This window comes from Candidatus Krumholzibacteriota bacterium (assembly GCA_034520215.1).
Lineage (GTDB): Bacteria > Krumholzibacteriota > Krumholzibacteriia > Krumholzibacteriales > WJIX01 > JAGHBT01.
The window spans coordinates 771190-795863 of record JAXHNR010000002.1 but is presented as its reverse complement, the minus strand read 5'-3'; the positions used below and the strand labels follow the sequence as shown (position 1 = coordinate 795863).

Here is a 24674-nt window from a genome sequence, read left to right as displayed (position 1 = left end):
TATTATTTTATTTTCCCTTGATTTCAACTCTCTGATCATCTTTTAAATCTCGTATAGCTTTGTAATTTCCGCTTACAACCTCTTCACCCTCGGCAAGACCCGATACCACTTCAAAATATTTACTTCCCGATATACCGACTTCTACCTTTCTGAATTCAGCCTTCTCCGTGGAAATGACAAAAACACCTTCAATTTCTTTTCTTTCAGCACTCAGTGTGTCAGGAACTTCATAATCATTTATTTCATTTTCTTCCCTCACTGTCAGGCTCTGAATAGGAATACTAAGTGCGCTGTCGCGCTCGGCTACTACTATTTCCGCGTCAGCGGATAATCCCGGCCGAACATTTTGAATTGTATCGTTCAAAGTTATCACTACTTTAAAATCGACCCCCTGCTGGCCGGAAACGGATGAAGAAAGTACGGGGCTGTTTCCTATCTCGGTGACTTCTCCGCTGTAAGTCGTGTCCGGAAAGGCATCCAGTGTAACTCCTGCTTTGTCCCCTATCTTGACATATACTACTTCAGTTTCGTCAATTTCGACTTCAGCCTCTATTTGCGACAGATCGGCAATTGTCATAAGAACAGTTCCCGGATTATTGATAGTCCCCATTATCGCCGTTTCCCCTTCCTCGACGTTCAGTCTGGTAACAACCCCGCTCATCCCCGAATTAATCGTAACCTCTTTCAGGTCATGTCTCGCGCTCTTAAGCAGGGCTTTCTGTTCGGCAACCCTTTGAATGCTGGCGTCTAAGTTGGCTACCGCAACATTGTAGGCCGTCTGAGCTGTTTCAATATCCTCCTCAGTTCTAAACCCCTTTTCGAACAAACTCTTGACCCTATCCAGTTCATTTTTCCTCTGCTTCATTCTAAAACTTGCCTCTTTACTCGCCGCTTTTACCGATTGAAGAGATGCCTCTATCCTCATAACACTCGACTCGAGCTGCTCCGGATCTATCTGCATAAGGAATTGTCCCTTCTCAACGTAATCCCCTTCTTTTACGGAGACACTCGTAATCTTTCCAATAGTGCTGGCGCTTATGTCGATCTTCCTCTTAGGTCTTATACTTCCGGAGGCCGTAATAACCATCTTCAAATTCCTGCGCTGAACTTTATCGACCTGAACTTCGATCGATTTACCTCTCTTTGCCTTCAGGTTAATAATGATCAGAACCGCTATAACTATCACAACACCTATAAGAATCCAGTATTTCCTTTTCATGTATCCTCCCCTGACAAGCTGCTAAAAACTGAGATAAATCTAATAACAAAAACGCCTTACCAGATAAACACACCTATTAATAATCCAATCCCGTCCATAAATCTTTATTATAAAAAGAAACGGTCTCATCGGATACTTCAGAGAAATTTTGCCTGAAGACCGCTAAAATATACCCCGTGTTTTATTACAGCTTTAATTTATATTTTTATCAGACTCTATTTTCCCGTCCCGCAATCTTAAGACGCGCATCGAATGCCTGGCAACATCTTCTTCGTGTGTAACCATAATAATGGTATTTCCGGACTGATGAATTTTATTGAAAAGGGCCATAAGCTCCTCGCCTGTTTTGCTGTCTAAATTTCCGGTGGGTTCATCCGCCAGTATTATCGAGGGCTTATTTACAAGGGCTCTTGCTATGGCTACCCTCTGTCTCTGCCCGCCGGAGAGTTCATTCGGGCGATGAGTAGCTCTATCGACGAGGCCGACTGAGTCAAGAGCTTCCATCGCGATCTGCTTTCTCTCGCGGGTTGACAGGCCGGCATAAACGAGGGGAAGCTCAACGTTCTGAAGAGCGTTGGCGCGCGGAAGAAGGTTGAATGTCTGGAAAACAAATCCTATTTCACGGTTGCGGATATAAGCGAGTTTGTCGTCGTTGAGATTGCTTACTTCCGCTCCATTAAGATAATATTCACCCTCGCTGGGAGTATCGAGACATCCCAGAATATTCATCAATGTCGATTTACCGGAACCGGAAGGTCCCATAATCGAAACATATTCATTTTTTTCTATCTCTACATCCACTCCGGCCACTGCTTCGATCTTCTGTATTCCTACCTCATATATTTTTTTTATTCCCTTTACTCTTATTAACATCTTTTGCTCCCTCTCTACATCTTATCTCTCATTTTCCCCGCCGCTCTAGCGAGATCTGCTTCAGCTATAAGATAGTCGCACTTCGCCTCAATTAAATCGGCCTTCGCGGTAGTCAGCGCTACATGGGCGTCGATAGTTTCAAGCATCGTTCCCGCTCCGATACGGTAACGTTCTTCCGCCAACTTCACTTCCTCCTTTGCCTGCCGGATGATCTCTCGCGCGACGGCTATCCTTTCACGCGCTTCATTCATTCCGAAAATCAGGTTCTTGATCTCTTTCGAAACCTCGAGTGCTCTTTTTTCCAGATCATACTCGGCTATTCTGCGATCAGCTTTAGCTGATTTAACCTTAGTGCTGGTCGACATCCTGTCAAATATATTAAATGTAAGAAATCCGGTAACATTCCACTGATACTCTTCACGGAATACGTCCAGAGGATTGTCCACTAATTTACGGTCATTCCAGTAATAATCAAAACCTATCCCCAGAGAAGGCCACCATCCGGCTTTAGCTACCGAAACATTCGACTCGGCGGCTTTTAGATTGTACCTCACACTTTTGAGGTCCGCTCTGTTCTTTAAAGCAAATTCGATCACATTTTGATATTCAGGTTCGCTGTATTCGATTGTCATCGATGTATCGATAGAAAAAGTCCTGTTCTCACTCCTGTTCATTAAATTCCTTAATTCTTCCCTAGCCATCTCCATGGAATTTCTCGTCTTTATTACATTAAGTTTCGTGTTCGAATATCTGACTTGGGCTTTCAGCTTATCAACCCTTGTTGCCGATCCGGCTTCAAGCAGAGCCTTTGCTCTGTCTAAGTTCTTACTGGCTTGCTCTTTACTCTCCACCTGAACAGTATATAACATTTTGTTTCTATAGAGATTGTAATATGCTCTTATTATTTTCGCTATCATAATATCTTTACTATAATTATAATCCTCCCTGGCGGCGTCGTTCCTGCTCTTCGCTGAACTAATCCTGCTGTAATTACCTCCTCCCTGCCACAACATCATGCTGGATGATAATCTCAACGTATAATTTTCATAATCAAACCCGTCTCGCTGTATCGGTCTTCCTTGTGAATCATACTGAACCGAGGAGGGGCCATAGTAGTTATGACCCGTGTAAAAACCGAGAGAAAAATCGGGCATCAAGCTTCCGTATTCAGCCTGAAGGCTACTCTCCGCCTTTTTAATGTATTGAAAACTTATACCAATATCGGGATTGTTTTTCAGAGCTATACTAACGCAATCTTCGAGGGATAATACTTTAACTTCAGAAGATCGCGTTACTCCGGAAAGTAAAGCTAAAATTAAAAGAGCTGAAAATAAATTTTTTACTTTAAATAATAAAGTTTTATCCATTGTCGCCCTCTTTTCATCTTATCAGGTAAATATTCCGGTTGTGTATTTACATTTAATATATAACTTGCGCATAAACGTCTCTCAAACAGTAGTTTAGAGTGAATACATTATGCTTTCTCAAAAAGAATGGTGAGATTCCTTTTACCTTATTTCACCATCTTTAACAACCTCAAACAAGGCGCCTTATATTACTATACGCCTCTTAAGCTAAATTAGTTACATAAAATTATATACAATGATCTATTATAAATCGACTGCCAAAACTATAAATAATAACTACCGGAGAAAATTCAAACCCTATAAAAAAACCCGGCATGACAACCGGGCTCATATAAATATTCTTAACAAAAAACACCTATTCTGATTTCTAATGTAGTCTGAACACAATCGGAATCGCCATATAAGCCTTAACCGGTTTCATTCTCTGCCTCGCCGGTTTGAATCTAAACTCTTTTACCGCTTTCATTGCCGCCTGCTCCATTGCGGGTGTTACTTCCGAATGCAGAACCGATACTCTTATTACTTTCCCCTTCTCGCTTACAAGCACTCTTAACATGACAGTTCCGTCGATGCCGGCCTGCCTGGCCAGCTCCGGATATCTCGGAGCTACCCGTTTAATTAAAACCGGGGGTTCATCAAACGCGAAGAACTTACTCGCCTTATCACTATCGGGAGGCGGCGGAGGCGGAAGATTTTCAATTTTGTCAAAACTTGTGGCAGCAACATCAGCCGCGTCCTGTGCCTCTTCTCCCTCTTCCGCGGCCATTGGAATAACGGGCTGGCTTACTTCTTTAGGAGGAGGAGGAAGTACAAATTCTTCCGCGGTATCAATCGCGATAAATTCCTTTTCTTCCAGTACGTATGGCTTAAATTCAAATTGCGGGCTGAAATAAAACCCCAGAAAATGAAGCACTATAGCCGCGTAGAAAGAATTACGAAGATACCTCTTGTAACCCTTTTTGAATTCCACATTTTCTAATGCGACAGTAGCCACAGATCGTACCTTTAACTTTCTTCCGCCACAGAAACAAACGTTACATTAATAGCATTCGCGTGTTTAAGCTGTTCGATGATATCAGAAACAAGCTGGTATCTTGCTATACGGTCAACTTTAAAAGCGACAATAAGATTAGAGTTTTCTTCCAGTTTAGCCCCGACAACTTTATCTATATCATCAACACGCATTAATTTATCGTTAATACTTATCCTGTTAAAGCGGTCTGCCCATACTGAAATCAGTCTTTCTCTCTGCAATTCCCCGCCGGATTCAGCCCTCGGCAATGAAATAGGAAGTCCCGACTCCATTTTAAAAATCGTTGTAACCATAAAGAAAATGAGAAGCAGAAATATTATGTCTGCCATCGAGCCTGTCGGTATAGTATTCTGAACACCCTGTTTTTTTGATATTTTCAAAGCAGGTTCTCCTCTATTGTCCGGATTTCATGGTTCTCAGGGATATCTTTTTAGCATCGGCATTTCTCAGCTCATCTAAGATATCAATCATAATATTGTATTGGGCGTCCGGATGTGTTTCGATTACTATCACTAATTCTGGATTAACTTTAAGTTTCGCTCTAACGAAAGGTTCTATATCACTCAGAACTATAGGGCCTTTACCTTTAGCTTCTATAGCTCCGTTCGAGAAGGCTCTTATCTTTAGAACATCCTCGGTTTTAAGCTTAACAGTACTGGAGCTCTCGCCCGGCAGAGACATAGGCAGTCCTCTGTCTACGGCAAACATCGTGCTGACAAGGAAGAATATAAGGAGCAGGAAATTAATGTCAGACATAGACGAAGTACTGAATTCTGAAGTTACTTTGCTCGACTTTTTTATCATCTTATCAAACTCCGATTAATTTTCTATTCTACCACTTTCAATAAGTTCGTTAACAAGTTCGGCGGATGCTTCTTCCATTTCCAGAACAAAACGGTCGATCTGTGAGACAAAGTAAGAATGGCCGATACTTGCCGGTATAGCAATTATAAGACCTGTTGCTGTTGTAATCAAAGCCTCTTCAATACCTGAAGCGACAACTTTCGCGCTAACCTGTTCAGCGGCAGCTATTGATGCAAAAGCGCTGATCATACCGGATACAGTACCGAGGAATCCAAGCAGCGGAGCCACCTGAGCTACCGTAGCAATAACTACCAGTCCTCTTTCGAGAAACGAAGTCTCAATACTTCCGGATGTCTCAATTGCCTCTTTGACAGCATCCGGACCTCGGTCACTTCTCAGGAGTCCCGAATGCAAAACGGCGGCAATGGGACCCTTTGTTCCTTCACAAACGCGCATTGCCCCTTCTACACCTTCAGAACGCATGCTCTTGATAACATTATTCATAAGCTTACGCACATTAACACGCGCTCTAAAAAGAGTGACGAATCTTTCTATTATAAAAACAAACAATACTATCGAAGCCAGAAGGAGGGCATGCATAAAATTGCCCCCTTTGACATATTTCTCTCCAATTCCGCTATTTTTGAGATTATAAAGAATCGGTCCAAGACTTTCACGCTCAGCCATATCGGCAAGATCTTGAGCTACAGCTGCCGAGTCATTCTTAGCAGTAGCCAGGGAATCATTTTCCGACTGCATGGTTATCTCAGCCGTTGCTTCTTCCTGCCCCTGCTGAGAATATACTGCGGCGGGTACAATAGCCATAAAAACCGGAATAATAACAAACAACATAACTTTTACCACACACTTACTTCTCATGCTCCTAGCTCCTTCTGTAAATTACAATTGACGCGCTAAGCGTTGCTAACTTAACAAAGTAACTGAAATTTCACCTTTTACAATTCTCAATCATTTATAAATTCTTCATAGCCCGGGCACAAAATCCGGGTTAACGAAACCTTTATAACTCATTTAAAATAAGTTATATACTAAACCTTGTCAACCAAAAACTAACTCCCGTAAACACAGCCTAAGCTGTTATTTAGCAAACCATTACTCTCTTTTATATCCGGCACGGCAGAGCCTCTTTCTTCCTATTACTCTTAATAACTAAAGCCGAGAGATACTCGGTTAGAGTAACCAAGGAAATTAAGATCCTGCCAGGAATAATCAAATTTGATATCGGAAGTCTGGCTTGAATCTATCTTGAACCCTACACCCCAAGCCATCCCCTGGCTGTCATAGTTGATATTATACCCTCCGCGGACGAAGAAAAACTGATTGTATGAATATTCGAATCCCACATTCATTCTCTCCGCGTTGTCTGAAGGGTGAGAAAAGCCTGAAGAAGCAGTTAAAACGCTGGATCCAAGTCTCAACAGATCCATAGCAAGCCCAACGTTGAATACGGTCGGAAGTTTCGAAGAACGCTCATCGTAAGTAAATTCACTTCCCAGGCTCTGAACCATCATACCTAACGTCATGCCGCGTATGCCTATCCTGTAAAGAAGCCCGAAGTCAAATGAAAGTGATTCAACGCTGCGTTCAGCAAGACCCATATGAAGAAAATGCGCCGTAATGCCGGCTGAAAACCTGTCTGTGAAGTAAGTCGCGTAGGATAAACCGTAAGATTGCGAACCGGCATCAAAATGCATGTTCGTGCCCTCCGGCCTGTATATAGTTCGGACTATCTGAGGATCCATAGTCAAAGCCCGCGCTGAAACTCCGAAAGTTCCGGGAAGATAGGGTGTCCTGAAAACCGTGCCTACGAAGTAGAGGTCAATGTCGGCGGGCCAGGATACTGAATTCATTGTTACCTCTGTGCGTTCCAATTCCACAAGTCCGGCAGGATTCCAATATAGAGCCGAGGCATCATCTGCCACGGCAGTAAAGGCGCTGCCCATACCAGTCGCGCGTGCCGATACTCCGACTTTTAGAAATTGAGCGGAGTATGTTCCAACTTTTTCGAATGGTGAAGTACCATACGCAACCAGGGGAAACGCCGTCACAACAGTAAAAATCAACGCAATCCCAGTAAGTAAATGTTTATTGCCTTTCATCGCCAGACCTCCTAAAAGGGCACTTATTTGATAACTACAAACTTTCCAACAAATGTATCGTAATTGGTGTTTTCAGGTTCTACAGAATAGAGGTAAATCCCGCTGGTAATTTCCTGTCCATTTCTCGAAATAAGATCCCAGGTTGCTGTTCCGCTTTCCCCCTTATGCAATATTGTCTCAACGAGGTCACCCGCTAAAGTGTAGATTCTTATCGTGTTAGGACAATGGGGAAGCCTCCGGAATTCAATTTTGATTCCCGACGGGTCATCCATATTTTTCCCGAGCTTCCAGGGTTCAACTGATTCCTTCGTTACGGGATTAGGCACAACGAATATTTCATCACCCTCGGTATTTTCTCCTGTACCGAATTTGGAAACAGGCGATGTAAGAATAAAGTTGCTCGTTGGTTCCCCATATTTATCCGTGTAGTCAAAAGCAGTAACAGAGTAGAAATAATACTGTCCGTTTGTTACTTCAGCATCAACATATTTATAATATCTTTTACCGCCATTAAAATTCAGATTGTATCTCGCGAGAGATTCCAGAGTATCACATTCAACTTGTGACAAACCGGGAGGACATGGAACCGGATCAAGAGGAAAATAATACAGATTCTCTTCAAACATGGTTATAAGTTTTTCCTTATTTCCTAAATCCTGCAGGGGTTCATAGATCAACCCGCCTTCCGAATAGGGCATACGATATTCCCTGTCCTGACCATACCCGTCGCCGGCGTAGTCTCTCTCTAATATCAACTTCCACAATTCTTTTGAAGGGCCGCTGGATTCCGTGGTGCCTACTGGACGGTTCCATCCGTCGGCGCGCCAAACACGGAAACCGGCAAAATCCTTTTCGAGGGTACTCACGTCAAGCGCCTCTTCGCTGAAATTATCCCAGTAAAGGGTTGTTTTATTATGTCCCGGTACGATTCTCATTCCCGGGGGAGGAGGAGCTGTTCCGACAAGCCACTTAATCTGGGCCTCTCTTCCATTTCCCGATTTACTCCTTGTCCCCGTCATATAATCTTCCTTATTACCGGATGAACAACCGAGTCTCTGTCCTTCTTCATACAGCCAATCCTCTTTCCCGCAATCCATGTTGACCCAGACATAGCCGTCTTTGCCGGCAGAAACTGTCTCTGAATCATCCGCGTCACATGTATCAGGATCTATTGTCACAGGCCCCGGCAGCCTGGTCTCCCTGCCGTTAATACCTGTTTCCGGATCGGTGTCCAGATCAAACCAGTTCCCTTCATATGTAACTACAGCGCTTGCCGCTTCTGTAAGCAATCCCGATAATCCCGGTCCGACAGCGACAGCTACCTGAAGCGATAAAGTATCTCCCGGCATCAAAGCGTCAAAAGGACCCGTTGCCATCAACATCCGGTAATCCCTGGGTACGTCCTGATTCTTATCCTTCTGGTTAGCGCTCATGAGTTGATAGCGCTCTGAGTCCTTGGAGGGATCTCCGCCGTCTTCAAAGGGCTGATCACCTGAAAATGCCTGATAGGAAGTGAGCCCCACAACCTTAGGCGCGGTAAAACCGGTAGGGTCTGTTTTATGCCCCAGGAAAACAATCCCAAGATACCCTGTTACAGCTCCCTCATCCGTATCCTTATCGTAGAAATAGGCGGCATCCACTATAACCGGATAGGGTGTGTTGCCCTTTTTTGTACAGACAACTCCATTATACCGTCCTGTACAATCATCCTGCCAGTAGTTATCTGTTTCCAGATCGCCGGCGTCACCATCGGCGAAGAACCCGACATATACATTATCAAGGCTGGTTGTCCCTTGATAATGAATTATCTGATAATCTATTCCGACGAAATTCATGTAATCTTCATCCTCCCACTGATAACTCTCCTGATGAACATAAAGTCCCAGAGGAACATGGTCGGGATATAAACTTGTAGCGGTTTCTTCATCATCCATATACCAGGTTGAAAACATCTGACTACCGATCCCCGCGAAATCCTCGTCGATCTTCCCGTCACCGTCATTATCTTTACCGTCAAGGGGATCTTCATCTATAAGACCGTCTTTATCATCATCGGCGGGGCGTGGAAACCTCGAGCCCCCGACCTTGCTCGAATTAGCTTCATAAATAATCGCAATATCACCGTCAGGTGAACTCACGCCCGGAGGCCTGAACTCCTGCTGATAAGCAGCGGTTGAAACAGCGGCAAGTCCTCCCTTTTTTGCTCCAACCCACAACCCAGCTATATAAAGATACTCCACTCCGCTGTTAGCGGGCCATTGCGCGGAGGGATAATCACCTGTAGGAAAGTTAGACCCGGGGTAAGAACCGAAACAACCCCAATTCGTAACATGCAGCTGAAGATTACCGACGTTATGTATCCCCGACCCGTCAAGGACCCATATCTTTTCTATCTCTTTGAGCTTCCCCATCCAATCTTCATTGTTGTTTCGTGGTTTCGCGGATGCCATTTGAGGAATCAAGGTAAAAGATATTACCATGGATACTGCTAAAAGAAATCCTTTGCGAACCATACGGAACCTCCATAAAATATAATTGTTTCTAAAATTCAAATCCAAATCCGATTCGCCACTGCCTTCTTGACGCCCAAACCGTCGGATCATGTACAGGATTAAAATCCTCTATTCCATCGTCATTTATATCCTGCAGATAAGCCCCTCCCGTTCTACCGGTTTCAGTAAAATAGGATCCATTATCCATAATAGCGTTAGGCATCCCGGGGAAAACACCAGGGGCGATATTTTGAAGAATATCCTCATTGAGCAGGTTCCTTCCCTCAAAATAGAAGGTTAGTTCCTGTCCGTAAATATCAAACATCTTTCTTCCCTGTAAACTCACGTTATGAGTAACTTCGTGTCTTTCAGAGTTTTCCAAAAGGGGATCCTGCTTTCTGGCCCACCTGTCATACGGGGTCCATGGAAGACCGCTTCCAAAAGAATATATAAATGTGGAGCCCCACTTATTCTCGTCATTAAGTGTTAATCTAATATTAAGCGTATGTCTCTGATCCCAGTCGAGAGGCATTTCCTGCGTGGGCAGGTGAGACAAACCTTCAGCCGTTACTCCGAAATTGGCGTCGGAAGCCACACCTTCAGCGAATGAAAATGTATATGAAATCTCTCCCGCGAAATGATAGCTCAACCGCTTAGAGACATTCAATTCAACCCCCCTTGAACTCGCGTAGGCTCTATTAATATGTCTATATCCAGTGGCTCCGAGATCTTCGTCCGTTACCCGTGTTGAAGAAACCAATCCATAAATATCCTTATTAAACACCACGAGTTCTCCGGCAACTGTTTCGCTGAACTGATGTGAAATCCCCGCTTGATATGAAACAGTCAGCTGCTCATCCAGGTTGGGATTCCCGAGTGTACCCGAACCGGCCACCATATCCTGCGAATGAAAGAGGTAGGATCTTGAAGGCCACTGTGTGAACCTTCCATAATGAAAATGGAATTTATCTTTGTCTGTAATTGGAAAAGCAAAGCCCAGTCTCGGACTGACCTGATATTTTACTCTGTCGACAGTATAGTCCAGCCCGCTGCTTACAATCTCGATCTCAGTTGAATTGCCGGGAGAAAACAAATCCAGCCTAATACCGGCATTCACAACCATTCCTTTATAATCCCATTTATCCTGAACGTAGAAGGATCCTTCCGGGTTGTAATTGTGAAAATCGTTACTGCTCTGGCCCTGCATATACCTGTTCTCTTCTTCAAGCCAGCGCAGACTGCCGGGATAATAAAGGGTGAACTCATCCAAGTCGTTATATAAAAATTGAACTCCCGCTTTTGCCGTGTGCCCGCCCCATTTTTTTGATGTTATATCAGCTTTGAGTGTATATACATCTGTATTTCTATCCATGTAGTATGGAGCGTCATAAGCTGTTACATAATATGGATTGTCGGGATCAGTATACCAGACTGTATTCGATTCACCCCTCGCGTTGAAAGCCCCGTTAGGTAAAACGACTCCCAGACCGCCAGTCTCGAATTCTTCCGGATCTTTCCCGTTAACTGAACTGTAACTATAAAAATGTGAGCGGCTTGCTCTTACAGTGTAGAAGATATTGTCGCTTATATTATGGTTTAGAGATACTTTCAGATTCAAACTTTCATTTTCGTTAGTACTGAGTCTTTCAGCTGAATTAAACTCAACATAGCTTGAATCATCCCTGAAATGACTGAACTTCGAGTCAGGATTTCTGAATCCCTCGAAGAGTATCTTATCCTCGTAACTTTCCGTTTCACCATCCTGATTGACCACGGCCTCATCCCATATAATTTCTACTTCATTACCATAGACGTCACGCACACGCCTGGCATAGAAATTCTCATAACTCAGAATATTTACTTCCGGATTTTCAATGCCTCCGGTCGTTACCTTTGTAAATACCCTTACGGGATAGAGATATTTCTTCTGTAAATCCCTGTCATCAACATATTCCGCTTTTCGATCCAGTTCTCTGTCCATCCATGGACCTTTATAAACACTCACAACCCAATTGAAATCCCTCGCGTCAGGGGGAGGGTCATCAAACAGATCTCCGGAATAGGGCTTAAGAGTCATAAATCGATACACTTTCTGCACATATCCCTGAATATCCCAGTTATTAGCGTATCCGTTTCCAAAAGCGTTACTCCTTGACCTGGTATAAATTGCCTGACCAGTCAATTTTAAGTTCGGCTTAACTTTATATGCCAGTTTCCCCTGTAAATTGTAATTGTGCATGGCTCTGTCTGTGAATGAGAACATATCATTAAGAAATGTGTGTTTTTCCCTTTTAATATCCGCCCAGTATTCGCCGTCGCTGAACGCCATCTCGCCGGAGAGATAAAATGTCAGATCTTCAATTGGAGTTGGCCCTCCAAAACCGATACTGAATCTATCATAATTAGTATAAGTTTTATCTTTTCTGCCAAAATCATCTGTCATGTAACGAAATTGGCCTTCGTAAGTTCTTCCGCCTTCACGCGTACTTACGTTAACAACGGCCGACTGAGCGTTACCATATTCAGCGCTCATACCTCCGGTAATAATTTCACTCTCGGAGGATCCCATCAATCCAACTGAAATCTTACCGCCGCCTAAAGGATCATTCACGGGTACCCCATCAATAAGATAGCTGACCTCGCCTCCTCGTCCTCCGCGTACGTGAAGTTCATCTCCGGTCTTGATAATACCGGTTTTAAGGGCAAGAGCTTCATCGATATTGTCGACGGGGAGGTCCTGAAGTTCATCATCGCTGACAGCGTGACGAACATCACTGCTCTTTACATCAATCTGTTTTCTTCCCGCCTCAACAATAATTTCCTCTGTCTTGTCAACAATTTTCGTTTTCAGAGAGAAATCAATTTTTGTGGTCTGTCCAGCTTTTATAACCACACCCTTTTTTTCCTTATGTTCATACCCCATCATCATAGCCTTCACGGTATATTTTCCCGGAGGGCCTTTTATTTTGAACGTCCCGTCTTCAAAAGTAAATCCTCCGTATCCGTCTCCAAAAACAATATTCACCCAGGCGAGAGGTTCTCCTGTCTCCTCGTCAGTTACTTTTCCAACCAATAGTCCCGTCGCGGCAAATACCGCTGAAGTGGAAAACAGCAAAACCAGAAAAACAACTGCTATTGAAATTAACTCCGCTGAATGAAAACGGGTATTCATTTTGTCACTCCTTAAATAATTAGCTCCTGACATCACTTTTACAATTCTGATTCATATTTATCATTCAATTCCAACCTGAATGGAAAATTTGTCAGGTGTGGTCTCCAACACTCTTACTAACCCGTCAAAGTCAATATAATTAGCAGAAACATACGTGTCAATAAATTTGGAATATATCTGGGGAAATCTTTTCCCCGTCATCTCTCAATCGCCCGCACAAATGGCTGTGCTTTAAGCATATCTCAACCCGTCTTACTCTTTCATTTCGTCAAAGTAAAAAAGAAAATTACAGGGTCCGTTACTGTACCATATCTTTTATTTTCATAAGACGCGTCTGTGTCGCTCTCTCATTTTCGCTTAATTTTCTCTCGATACCTTTTATTGTAGTTTCCAAATCAGGTATCAAAACATACTCCAGCGCGTTAACCCTTCGTCTGGTTTTTTCCAGCTCTTCAGACATCTTAAAGAGCGCGTTTTCTCTGGAAGCAAGTTTTAGAAGTGAAGGAAAGGAATCATATAAACGCTCAAAAACGGAATCAAGCATAGGCGAAGATAAAGCGTGTTTATATAGGGGCGCTTCTCTATTAAAACTCATTTCATACTCCGGAATTCTGATACCCATCTCATAGCGGGTTTTAATATCAAGCTGCCCTCTGCAATCACTTAGTTCCAGCGCGTCGCTGAGAGCTTGAGGGCCCGTAAAAGAACGGGCCATAGTATAATCCAAACTTATTTTCAGAAATTCTTCTTCCGCCCGGCGCCTCAGCTTTGTTGTTTCATCGATCAAACTGAAGAAATTCTGCATCAGTTTTTCCTGTTTGTTCTTGAGAAGCTTGTGGCCCCTCCTGGCCAATTCAAGTCTTCGCCGCATACGAAGAAGCATCATTCTGTTAGGATTTACTTTCCTTTTCAAACTATAACCTCCCCAGAGAACAATCCATCAATCGGAAGAGTTCTCATCGGTGCTTTTCTCAATGTCTGTTTCGTCTCCCGCCAGGTATTTTTCAATAAATTCGTCCTTGATACGTTTGATTTCTGTTTTCGGAATAGATTTGAGAAGTTCCCAGCCTATACCAAGGGTTTCCTCAATTGTACGGTTCTCGTCTAACGCCTGCTTGACGAACTTATCTTCGAAAGACTTACCAAAAGCCATGAAAGCCTTATCAGTATCAGTCAAAGCAGCTTCTCCGAGCACAACCGCGAGCTCCTCGACTTCCTTGCTTTTCGCGTAGGAGGAAAACAGCTGATTGGCGAGCTCCGAATGATCCTCCCTCGTCCTTCCCTCACCTATCCCTTTGTCTCTCAGCCTCGAAAGACTTGGAAGAACGTTAATAGGAGGATATATGCCCTTATGGTGCAGATTTCTGTCCAGTATTATCTGTCCCTCTGTGATATATCCGGTTAGATCGGGAATAGGGTGAGTCTTATCATCATCGGGCATTGAAAGAACCGGTATCTGAGTAATTGATCCTTCAAGCACTTCTCCCTCTTTCTCACCTTTCAGAAGACCCGCGCGTTCGTATATAGTAGCAAGATCCGTGTACAGGTACCCGGGATACCCCCTCCGTCCGGGTATCTCCTTCCTGGCAACAGACACTTCCCTTAGGGCCTCACAGTAGTTAGTCATATCGGTCATTATAACCAGAACGTGCATCCCTTTTTCAAAGGCCAGATATTCCGCGGCTGTCAGAGCGGCTCTGGGTGTCGCGATTCTTTCAACTGTCGGATCGTTTGCAAGGTTGATAAACAGCACCACTCTCTCCATAGCGCCTGTTTCCTGAAAATCCCGGATGAAATAGTTCGCCTCTTCAAATGTGATCCCCATAGCGGCGAAGACTATAGCGAAAGAGCTTTCCGATCCCGTGACAGTCGCTTGACGCGCTATCTGAGCCGCCAGCTCTGAATGGGGCAGTCCGAAGCCGGAAAAGATCGGGAGTTTCTGACCTCTGACAAGTGTGTTAAGTCCGTCTATCGCCGATATCCCCGTCTGAATAAACTCTTCCGGGTAAATCCTGGCGTAGGGGTTAATGGGAACTCCGTTTATATTATTCTTTTTCTGCGGTATGATTTTCGGACCGTCATCTATAGGCGTTCCCAGTCCATTGAATATTCTTCCGAGAATATCAGGTGACACGGAAAGCTCCAGCCCCTTACCCAGAAACCTGACTTTGGTTTTTTCAACATCAACACCCCGTGTACCTTCAAAAAGCTGGACGAGGACCTTGTCCCGGTTAACTTCGAGCACCTTCCCGCGACGGACCTGGCCGTCCGGCAATTCCACTTCAACAAGTTCCTCATACGTGGCCTGCTTCACATTATCGAGAAGGATAAGAGGCCCGACTATTTCTTTTATTGTAGTATATTCAGTTGCCATTCCCTCAACCTCTTTTCTTTAGATTATCAAATACTCAAAAGTTTTTCAGCTTCCGCGAATTATTCAGTCCGCGCTTTTTTTTCCTCAACCTGTGAATTCATTTCCTTTTCAATCGCGTCAAATTCGTCAAACTTATCTTCTTTTATATGCCTCATTCTGGCAATCTTCTGACGTACCGGAAGCTCGAGAAGTTTATCGATGGACTCACCCCTCTCAATCGCTTTCTCGCATATCTTATGCAGATTCATTATAGCTTTAAGCATTCTGTACTGCTTATCAAGCTTTGTATATTCATCTTCGGGATCAAAAGCCGACTGATGGAGAAAATCCTCCCTGATTGACTTGGTTGTTTCAAGAACCATACGGTCATTACCCGAAAGGGAATCAAGCCCCACAAGACGAACAAGCTCTTTCAGTTCAGATTCTTTCTGAAGAAGGTTCATTACCGCCGACCTCATTTTTTCCCAGTCTTCATCTATCTCATCACGGAAGTAATCCCCCAGATTGTCATGATACAAAGAATAACTCGTCAACCAGCCGATTGCCGGAAAATGTCTTTCGAAGGCGAGCTGATCTTCAAGAGCCCAGAAGACTTTCACAACTTTCAAAGTCGCCTGAACAACGGGGTCAGAAAGATCTCCTCCGGGAGGGGATACCGCGCCCACAACACTCAACGCGCCCTTTCTGTCGTCGCTTCCAAGGCAAAGCGCCCTTCCGGCTCTTTCATAGAAATCAGCTATTCTCGACGGGAGATAGGCGGGATATCCTTCTTCGCCGGGCATTTCTTCAAGCCGGCCCGACATTTCCCGCATAGCTTCTGCCCATCTTGAGGTTGAATCAGCTAAAACCGCAACGGAGTAACCCATATCCCTGAAATACTCCGCGATAGTTATACCTGTATACACAGAGGCTTCTCTCGCTGCTACAGGCATATTCGAAGTATTGGCAATCAGCACTGTACGCTCCATAAGAGGCTGGCCGCTCGCCGGATCAACAAGCTCTGGAAATTCCTGAAGCACGTCGGTCATCTCGTTTCCCCGTTCTCCGCATCCCACGTAGACGATAATATCGGCGTCAGACCATTTCGCCAGCTGATGCTGAACCACTGTCTTTCCGGCACCAAATGGGCCGGGAATAGTAGCCGTGCCCCCGTGCGCCAGAGGGAAGAGGGTGTCTATGACCCTCTGCCCGGTAACAAGCGGCTTACCGGGAACGAGCTTTCTTTTAATAGGTCTCGGAACGCGTACGGGCCATCTGGTCAGCATTCGAATTTCTTCCGGCCCGTCTTCAGTTTCTATTTCCGCGATAACATCTTCTACAGTATATGAACCCTCTTCGGGAACCTTCTTTAATTTTCCCTTCTTTATATTCGGGGGAACCATGATCCTGTGGACCATAAGCTTTGTCTCCTGAACCTCTCCAAGGAAATCACCGGCTTCCAGCTCCTGCCCCTCCTTCAAGCCTTCCACAGGTTTAAATTCCCATTTCTTTTCCCTGTCCAGTCCGGGAACATTAACGCCTTTTTTAATATAGTGTCCGACTTTTTCATATATAGTATCAAGGGGGCGCTGAATCCCGTCATATATAGACCGCATAAGACCCGGACCAAGGTCAATGCTCAGAGACTGTCCGGTAGTAACCACCTTTTCTCCGGGCCCCAATCCCGAAGTATCTTCATATACCTGAATATACGCCTGGTCACCGTGAAGCTCTATTACTTCACCAATCAGTTCATCCTCACTGACCTTTGCCACTTCAAACATACTCGCGTCCCCGATACCCTCGGCTACAATAAGGGGTCCCGCTACTTTTATTATCTTTCCAGCGCCCATTCGAAACATCTCCTTCTCTGATAAATATTATTCTTCCTTAAGAACCGGATATATCCTGACCGATAGCTCTTATCACGGCCTTTCTTGTTTCCTCCACAGAAACTCCGCTTGACGAAGGCTTACCATCTTTCCAGACGGCTCCTCTTATATCGGGGATTATTGTAACTGACGAACCTTCCCTGCTAAGTTCATCTCTGAAAAATTCCCTGTATTTCAAAAATACCTCTTCTGTGACAAATATAATTTCAAATTGGTCCTTCTTTAACAGCTCTATATTTTCGTTCGTCAACTCCCCTCCCACAGTTTCAAATATCCTGCATCCGAGTATTCTAAAATAAGAAACTGAATCCAAATTCCCCACAACCGCGATCCTTTTAGCCAACTGAAATACTCCCTTCGCGTCTAGACAATTATACTCTCCACTGTTTCTGAGAGAAGGTCACCGGGCAGTCGATTTACTTTGCCCGTGATGACAGAACGCAAAAGTGTTTCGTTTCTCTCTCTGATCTCAAGATGATAGATTACCGGACCGATATCAAAATAGCGGTAGCGGCTGTCATTCATTATATATAACAATTGCCCGGATATCAGGGGATCGATTTTCCATAGGGCTGTTTCGCTGTCCAGCCCGTTTCCTGTCAGCCAGCTGTAGTGCGACGTATTCAGATAGGTGTACAATTCATCCTCAGGTTCTTTGAAAAGTCTCTTCATAGTGAAAGTGTCTATACGCCCTCCCCCTATCCAGGTATGGTCCTGAAGGTCCTTCCTCAAACCGGTCCTTTTAAGCCTGATAAGACTCTTTATGTTCTCGAGGTCTATTCCGCACTTTGTGATAAAACGGGCGTAAGATGACGGCGCCGCGTCAAACCGGCAATTCCATTTAGCCGATTCGCAGAGGGATTGAGCCGTGAGAATCTGATTATCATCCTTAATTCCGAGAAGTTTCCCGAAGATTTCCTTCAGGTAAGAAGGGAGATTCGTCGCTTCCTCGGAATCTATAGCTTCAGCTAACACCTCAGGTGAAACGAGACCGAAGGGAACGGGAGTTTCCCTTTCCATGCTTTCATTCGGGCTGATCAGATGATTTAACTTCCAGAGATAAAGCAGATTGTCAAAATCATATCCTCCACGCAGGAAAACCAGAACATCCCGGTCTGAAATAAGATTTGAGACAAGGTCGAGGACCTCGAGTTTTTCCTCCTCGAGAACCATTTCAAACTGATCAATTGATTCAGCTTTCTCAAAACCGCTATAGTATTCCCTTAACGAGCCCATCAGAGATCCTTTTTCAGTCCCGGCCAGACGGTCAAACCATCCCTCCTCGGGCATCGATGCTTCAATGGCGTTAAGCCTGGCGATAATATATGTGTAATCAACTGCCAACTGTTCAATCCTCTCTATTTACCCTCCGGAAAGAGTAAAGCCGCCACCTGTGATTCAACCCGCTCTGCGATCTGATCAAAAAGAACGCCTATCGACAAATCGATGACTCTTTTATCTTCTTTAAGTACGACTCCCCATGAATAATCGGCTTCCGAATCGGAAAGAGTGAAATTGCCCCCTCCGGGGAAAGCCCGATTGAGCGAATCTATAAAGTCGCCGTCAAATAGATCTCTCTGTTCTTTAGAGACAATAATTTCCTCACTTCCCGATAACGTCCGCTTCAGAATTAACTCTTTCATAAACTCGATATATTCCTTCCGGGGTATCTCCTTTATTTTCTTTTCCGCTTCTCTGTATAAAGCCTCCAGGATTTCGTGTTTCTTAGAAAGCAGAGACTTGCGTAATTCGAGCTGTTCATTGACAATCAAACGGCGATACTGTTCATCAGCTTTATTTTCAGATTCCTTCTTAAGTTTCGCGCTCAGGGCTTTAGCCCTGTCTGAATATTCTTCCCTGATCTTATCAGCTTTCTCCTCCGCTTCGGTTATAATCCTTCCAGCCTCTGATTCGGCCTCTTTATCGATAGTGTTTATTATATTCTCAATAGACATATTAAGACTTCCATTCCTTTATATTGACCGTCTCCGCCTGTTCTTACAACGAGATCTTCTGAAGGAGCAGAATAGTTCCGAGAAGTCCAAGAACGGCGTATGTTTCAACTATAACGGCAAAAACCATCCCTTTACCAACCTCTTCCGGTCTTTTGGCAACCAGACTGCACGCGGAGGCGCAGACCTTCCCCTGGTAGAGTCCGGAAATAAGACCTGTAATAGCTATAGGAAGAGCGGCTCCGAGCATAGCCAGTCCGGAACCTACCGAGATTCCGCCCAGAGCGTCCATCCCGGGAAGCTTGTTTATTATCATAAACAGCGCGACCAATCCATATATACCCTGCGTTCCCGGCAGAGCCTGAAGAACAAGCAGACTGCCGAATTTACCCGGGTCTTCACTCGTCACTCCGCTGGCGGCCTGGCCGGCAACACCCGTTCCAAGAGCCGACCCGGCGCCGGCGAGCCCGGCTGCCAGAGCGGCACCTAAAACAACTAACATGAATCCAAACATATTTTTTTCTCCTTCCTCAGGTAGATTAATCCGTATCCTGTTTTCTGATTATCGAATAACTCCGCTGGCTCCTGAAGGGCCGGAATTCTTTTCCCCCACCCGTGAAGAATTTCGAGAAGAACTCAAGGTACTGAAGTCTCGCGGAGTGAACAAACCCTCCAAGACTGTTAACGGCAATATTGAAGGTATGCCCTCCGAGAAGAATCAATCCGGCCGCGAGATAACCGGCATAGAACGGAAGGCCTGTGACCATTCCCGCGATATCATTGACAGCTATCGCGATAGCGCTTGTAGCCAGTCCCAGCGCCAGAAGCCGCGCGTAGGACAGAACATCTCCGAAATATCCCACAACATCGTAGAAACCGGCCAGCCCGCCGAAAACCTTCTTTACAAATGTCTTTTTCTTTCTGCCTCCTGTTAGAAAGATTATAAACACAAAAGCGAGCGCTCCCCTTTTGCTCCATAAGATAATACTATCCGGAACATAACCGCCGAGAATAACTGAATATCCGAGAGGAGCAAGTGTAATCAGAAAGATAATCCAGCACAGATTGTCGAAGACCGCGTCCGCTATCATGCCCTGTCTTATTTTAGCCGTCATCTTAACGCCCATCCCGAAGAGAATATGGATAATCCCCATCACGAAAGAGATATTAAGCACCGTCATGGGATCTTTAAGGGGGTTAACAAGAATAAACTGCCTGATAAGCGGAGGAAACGATTCGGAACCGATTCCGAAAATCCCGCCGCTGAGTAACCCTACCACCGCGGTTATTATTCCTCCCAGGAAGAGAAGTTTCATGAGCTTGCCGAATCCGCCCGTCGGTCTGAATTTCAATAAAATTACAGCTGAAAAGGCCGCGAGAGTAAGTCCGTAACCGGCGTCACTCAGACACATGGCAAAGAAGAGCACAAAGAAGGGGGCAAGCAGCGGAGTTGGATCCACTTCGGAGTAACCCGGTCGTCCGTAGAGCGTTGTCACGAATTCGCTCGGTCCCGCGAGGGCGTTGTTGTCCAGGTGAATCGGCGGTTCTTCATCATCAAGAGGTTCTCTAAAGGCAAGTTCAATATCTTCAAAGCTGGAGTAGAGGTTGTTCTTTAGATTCTTTACGTCAAGAGCCCTTACCCAACCCTCTAGTAAAACCGTGCTTTCGGTGTGATAAAATCTATTCTCAATCTCTGTAAGTCCGATTTTTTCGCCATAATAATCTGAAAGAATGTACAATCTATCAAGAATTCCGGCGAGTTTTCCAGCCTCGTTTTCTGCTTCAACAATCTTATTCTCCAGCCCTTCCCAACGGGATCTTTCAAATTCAATAACTTGAAGCGGAGTGCCCTCCACTTCCTCATAAATATTACGAAAACCGCCGAGCTCTTTTAATGCTTCAGTCAATTCATCCTGCCCGGCAAGAGGCAGTATAACGGCCAGATAAACTTTCCCCCCTTCCTTCAGACATGACTCAAAATGAGACAATTCAAATTTCTCTTCAAGATCATCAAGTTCCGGGGCGGCCTGTTTTTCAGGCAGAATCCACATCTGAAGTTCATATTTACCGGTTCTCAGAGATTCCAGGGGAACGTCGAGTTCCCTCCATCCGTTAAGAGAATCAACCATATCTTTACTCTTCGAAAACTCCTCTTTCAATTCACGAATCCGTTTATTGGCTTCCGCGCACTCAGCCCATACGCCGCTCACGGAAATTTCACTTTCGAGCTTTGCGATCTCTTCATATGAAACGCCCAGGGGACCACTGCTTAATTTCTCAAAGAAAGAGGGCTTTTCTTTAAAACCCTCGAGGAAAGAGATAGAATTAGCGAGTTCCTCTTTCTTTTTCAAAATCCCCGCCGCTTCATCTTCAAGCGCCGCCGTGTCCTCTTTATCGATTCCGGATACATCGGTAACTTCCACAACGCCGTATTCACGCAGGTACCTCTTTAGTTCTTCCTTTATGGAATTATGCGCGAGGAGTTGGATTTTCAGCATCCTGCTTATTGCCATCCTCAATTCCTCCCTGAATTGATTTATTGGAATCCGGGTAGAAAGATATCTAAGCGCGAAAAGCGTCTAAAATAATATCAATCGATTTATCGTGATTCTTGTCGGCTTCCTTTTCAAGCGATTCAATTGCTTTTTTATTTTTCTCGCGAAGGGTTTTAATCTCATTTTCTGCTTTTTCTCCGGCCTTTTTAACAAGCTCCCGCTTCTCTTCATCCTTCTTTTTTATAAGGTCCTCGATCTGTGCTTTCCCATCCTCATCGGCCTTTTCGATAATTTTTTCTGCGCGCCGGCGGGCTTCACTTATCTGCTTATCAGCTTCTTTTTCCTTCAAACGTATTTTTTCGAGGTCTTCGACCAGCATATAATTCCTCCGGAATATGACTGTTCCTGTATATCATTCTGAAACTGAATATTGCTAAATTTCCTCCTCTAACTCAAGTAAAATATTCTTTGGAGTTCCCCCAATTTTTTAACATTCCTTTGTATATCCGGCTATTGGTATTTCAAAACCCTCTCGGAAGACGAGCGGGCATGGTTTTCCCATTTCCTTTAAGGAAATGGGAAAGAGCGAGTCTGAGAGCGGGAGACGCTATTTCCTCGCAGGGGAAATAGACGGCGTTTTTGACAATACCAATAGCCGGATAGAAACTAAATATCAATTGCACTTATCAATATGGGTAATTACTTGATAGTTATGCCATTACTAAAATATTTCCCTGATTTTTGGGGAATGTCCTGAAATATTTTCAAGCAGACGGCCTGAGGCCTAGAAAGAGAGGTTTTCAGCGCCGTGACATAAAAGAGCTTTACACCTGAATTCATAAGATAAATTGCGGCGTAAACAAAGCCGCCCTCTCCGGCGCTTTATGACAATATTCAACCTTCCGCGATGAATACCTACGAGTAAAGCCAGCACCTTACCGACCGTCCCTCAGGTGTGGTGACAAAAGGAGGAGGTTTGTAACGGCACTCTTTTACGGCTTCGGGGCATCTCGGATAAAAGGAGCATCCCTCGGGGAGATTTATCGGACTCGGGACTTCACCCCTTATTGCCGCTTTCAGCTTCTCCCCTTTGAATTCCAGTTTCGGAATGGAAGCCAGAAGCCCCCGCGTGTAGGGATGCAGAGGATCGGAAAAGAGAGCATCCCTGCTTGATAATTCGACGATTTTACCCAGATACATTACAGCGACATTATCGCTTACATGCTTTATTACACCGAGGTCGTGAGCAACAAAAAGATACGTCAACCCCATATCCTCCTTGAGGTCACGAATAAGATTTATTATCTGGGCCTGCACGGAAAGATCCAGAGCCGCGACAGGTTCGTCGGCAATGATAATATCCGGCTCAACAGCCAGAGCCCTCGCTATGCCGACTCTCTGGCGCTGCCCTCCCGAAAACTCATGCGGATACCTGGATTCAGCGGCGGGAGGAAGACCTACCTTGTCAAGAAGTGAATGAACCCTCGTTCTCACTTTCCTTCTTTCTACTATTTTGTGTATCTTTATGCCTTCGGCTATTGTACTGCCTATAGTCATTCTTGGATTAAGAGATGAATACGGGTCCTGGAAAACCATCTGAATCCGGCGTCTTGTCTTTCTGAGTTCTTTCCCCTTAAGGGCGAGAAAATCAATTCCGCCTAAAAATATTTTCCCCGCCGTAGGTTCGATCAATCTCATAAGAACCCTTGCCAGAGTGCTCTTTCCACACCCCGATTCACCCACAAGGCCTAAACTTTCACCCTCCTCGATCGATATGTCAACTCCATCCACGGCCTTAACAGGCGAGCCGGAACGGGAGAAGAAGCCGCTCCCGGACGACGTGAAATATTTCTTAATCCCTTCCGCCCTTAGAATTATCAACTTTCCTCCTTGTCATGCAGCCAGCAGCGTGAGAAATGAGAATTGTCCAGGCTGAACAGCGGGGGCTCTTCTTCGAAGCACCGGCCGATTCTTTTCACGCACCGGTCGCTGAACCTGCAGCCCGGAGGCAGTTTCGCGGGATCGGGCACTCTGCCGGGTATCACGGGGAGGGTCTTGCCCGGCGCGCTGTAGCCCGGCATAGAGGCAAGAAGGCCCTGAGTATACGGATGAGACGGATCCGAAAAGAGTTTCTCTGAAGGCGCTTTCTCAACTATTTTCCCGGCATACATGACAACCACTTTATCCGCCATTTGCGCTATTACCGCCAGATCATGTGTTATCAGCAAAAGGGACATGCCGAACTTCTCACGGAGATCCTGAAGAAGCTCGATTATCTGTGCCTGCACTGAAACATCAAGAGCCGTAGTCGGCTCGTCCGCTATGAGCAGTTTAGGCTGACAGCTGAGCGCCATGGCAATCATCACCCTCTGTCTCATACCCCCGCTCATCTGATGCGGATAATTCTTGTACCTTATTTCCGGATCAGGAATCCCCACCATCCTGAACATCTCGACCGCTCTGGCTTTTGACTGCTTCCTGCCGAGACGCTGATGAAGGACTATCGCCTCGCGGACCTGTTCTCCGCAGGTAAAGACAGGGTTGAGGCTTGAAAGGGGTTCCTGAAACACAATAGATATCTCGTTCCCTCTTATCTTTCTCATTTGCTTCTCGGGCAGGCTCAGAATATCCCTGCCATTCAGCTCAATTGAACCTCCGGTGATCTTTCCGGGCGGATCTGATATCAGCCGCATAATAGAAAGAGCGGTCACACTCTTACCACACCCTGATTCACCAACCAGACCTATCGTCTGTCCGGTCTCTATATCAAAGCTTATTCCGTCAACGGCCCGGACATTTCCCCTGTCCGCCCTGAACACTGTTTCGAGATTTTTTATTTTTAGAAGCATTTTTTTTAGCAACTTCCTCTTCATTCCGGCCACTGAACCGTAAATTTTCTGCC

Annotated in this window: 22 protein-coding genes; all 22 read right to left on the bottom strand. The window is 45.0% G+C overall.

Going from position 1 to position 24674, the window contains the following annotated elements; genetic code table 11:
- Positions 1-7 precede the first annotated feature (7 nt).
- The 22 genes from U5O15_10080 to U5O15_09975 all read right to left on the bottom strand — a co-directional run bounded on the left by U5O15_10080 (position 8) and on the right by U5O15_09975 (position 24621).
- Complete coding sequence (locus U5O15_10080) at positions 8-1219, bottom strand: efflux RND transporter periplasmic adaptor subunit (protein MDZ7860990.1); 1212 nt, start codon at positions 1217-1219, stop codon at positions 8-10.
- Positions 1220-1411: 192 nt separating this feature from the next.
- A complete protein-coding gene (locus U5O15_10075) occupies positions 1412-2092 on the bottom strand; it encodes an ABC transporter ATP-binding protein (GenBank protein ID MDZ7860989.1) in 681 nt (226 codons plus the stop codon).
- Between the two features lie 14 nt (positions 2093-2106).
- Positions 2107-3459 carry a TolC family protein gene (locus U5O15_10070; GenBank protein ID MDZ7860988.1) on the bottom strand — a complete coding sequence of 451 codons (1353 nt, stop codon included), beginning with the start codon at positions 3457-3459 and terminating at the stop codon, positions 2107-2109.
- Positions 3460-3826: 367 nt separating this feature from the next.
- Positions 3827-4429, bottom strand: coding sequence for an energy transducer TonB (locus U5O15_10065; protein MDZ7860987.1), 603 nt, complete (start codon positions 4427-4429; stop codon positions 3827-3829).
- A 35-nt stretch (positions 4430-4464) separates the two neighbouring features.
- Complete coding sequence (locus tag U5O15_10060) at positions 4465-4872, bottom strand: biopolymer transporter ExbD (GenBank protein MDZ7860986.1); 408 nt, start codon at positions 4870-4872, stop codon at positions 4465-4467.
- 13 nt (positions 4873-4885) lie between these two features.
- Positions 4886-5296 carry a biopolymer transporter ExbD gene (locus U5O15_10055; protein ID MDZ7860985.1) on the bottom strand — a complete coding sequence of 137 codons (411 nt, stop codon included), beginning with the start codon at positions 5294-5296 and terminating at the stop codon, positions 4886-4888.
- Positions 5297-5311: 15 nt separating this feature from the next.
- Positions 5312-6175 (bottom strand): MotA/TolQ/ExbB proton channel family protein, encoded by an 864-nt coding sequence (locus U5O15_10050; GenBank protein MDZ7860984.1) that lies wholly within the window; start codon positions 6173-6175, stop codon positions 5312-5314.
- Positions 6176-6459: 284 nt separating this feature from the next.
- Positions 6460-7416 carry a PorV/PorQ family protein gene (locus U5O15_10045; GenBank protein ID MDZ7860983.1) on the bottom strand — a complete coding sequence of 319 codons (957 nt, stop codon included), beginning with the start codon at positions 7414-7416 and terminating at the stop codon, positions 6460-6462.
- A gap of 23 nt (positions 7417-7439) precedes the next feature.
- Positions 7440-9929, bottom strand: coding sequence for a hypothetical protein (locus U5O15_10040; protein MDZ7860982.1), 2490 nt, complete (start codon positions 9927-9929; stop codon positions 7440-7442).
- 28 nt (positions 9930-9957) lie between these two features.
- Positions 9958-13080 (bottom strand): TonB-dependent receptor, encoded by a 3123-nt coding sequence (locus U5O15_10035; protein MDZ7860981.1) that lies wholly within the window; start codon positions 13078-13080, stop codon positions 9958-9960.
- Positions 13081-13378: 298 nt separating this feature from the next.
- Entirely contained in the window at positions 13379-13993 is a 615-nt protein-coding gene (locus U5O15_10030; GenBank protein MDZ7860980.1) for a V-type ATP synthase subunit D, read from the bottom strand.
- A 27-nt stretch (positions 13994-14020) separates the two neighbouring features.
- A complete protein-coding gene (locus U5O15_10025; GenBank protein ID MDZ7860979.1) occupies positions 14021-15454 on the bottom strand; it encodes a V-type ATP synthase subunit B in 1434 nt (477 codons plus the stop codon).
- A 59-nt stretch (positions 15455-15513) separates the two neighbouring features.
- A complete protein-coding gene (locus U5O15_10020) occupies positions 15514-17286 on the bottom strand; it encodes a V-type ATP synthase subunit A (protein ID MDZ7860978.1) in 1773 nt (590 codons plus the stop codon).
- A gap of 37 nt (positions 17287-17323) precedes the next feature.
- Positions 17324-17668: a V-type ATP synthase subunit F gene (locus U5O15_10015; protein MDZ7860977.1), complete on the bottom strand. Its 345-nt coding sequence runs from the start codon at positions 17666-17668 to the stop codon at positions 17324-17326.
- Between the two features lie 20 nt (positions 17669-17688).
- Positions 17689-18669, bottom strand: coding sequence for a V-type ATPase subunit (locus tag U5O15_10010; protein MDZ7860976.1), 981 nt, complete (start codon positions 18667-18669; stop codon positions 17689-17691).
- Between the two features lie 14 nt (positions 18670-18683).
- On the bottom strand, positions 18684-19280 hold the full coding sequence (locus U5O15_10005) for a V-type ATP synthase subunit E family protein (GenBank protein ID MDZ7860975.1): 597 nt from the start codon (positions 19278-19280) through the stop codon (positions 18684-18686).
- A gap of 43 nt (positions 19281-19323) precedes the next feature.
- Entirely contained in the window at positions 19324-19791 is a 468-nt protein-coding gene (locus tag U5O15_10000; protein ID MDZ7860974.1) for a V-type ATP synthase subunit K, read from the bottom strand.
- 25 nt (positions 19792-19816) lie between these two features.
- Positions 19817-21790, bottom strand: a complete 1974-nt coding sequence (locus tag U5O15_09995) for a V-type ATP synthase subunit I (GenBank protein ID MDZ7860973.1) — start codon at positions 21788-21790, stop codon at positions 19817-19819.
- Between the two features lie 49 nt (positions 21791-21839).
- A complete protein-coding gene (locus U5O15_09990; protein ID MDZ7860972.1) occupies positions 21840-22151 on the bottom strand; it encodes a hypothetical protein in 312 nt (103 codons plus the stop codon).
- Between the two features lie 142 nt (positions 22152-22293).
- Positions 22294-22455 carry a hypothetical protein gene (locus U5O15_09985; GenBank protein ID MDZ7860971.1) on the bottom strand — a complete coding sequence of 54 codons (162 nt, stop codon included), beginning with the start codon at positions 22453-22455 and terminating at the stop codon, positions 22294-22296.
- 232 nt (positions 22456-22687) lie between these two features.
- On the bottom strand, positions 22688-23653 hold the full coding sequence (locus U5O15_09980) for an ABC transporter ATP-binding protein (GenBank protein ID MDZ7860970.1): 966 nt from the start codon (positions 23651-23653) through the stop codon (positions 22688-22690).
- On the bottom strand, positions 23650-24621 hold the full coding sequence (locus U5O15_09975; GenBank protein MDZ7860969.1) for an ABC transporter ATP-binding protein: 972 nt from the start codon (positions 24619-24621) through the stop codon (positions 23650-23652). Before U5O15_09975 ends, U5O15_09980 begins: the two co-directional genes overlap by 4 nt.
- Between the last annotated feature and the right edge of the window lie 53 nt (positions 24622-24674).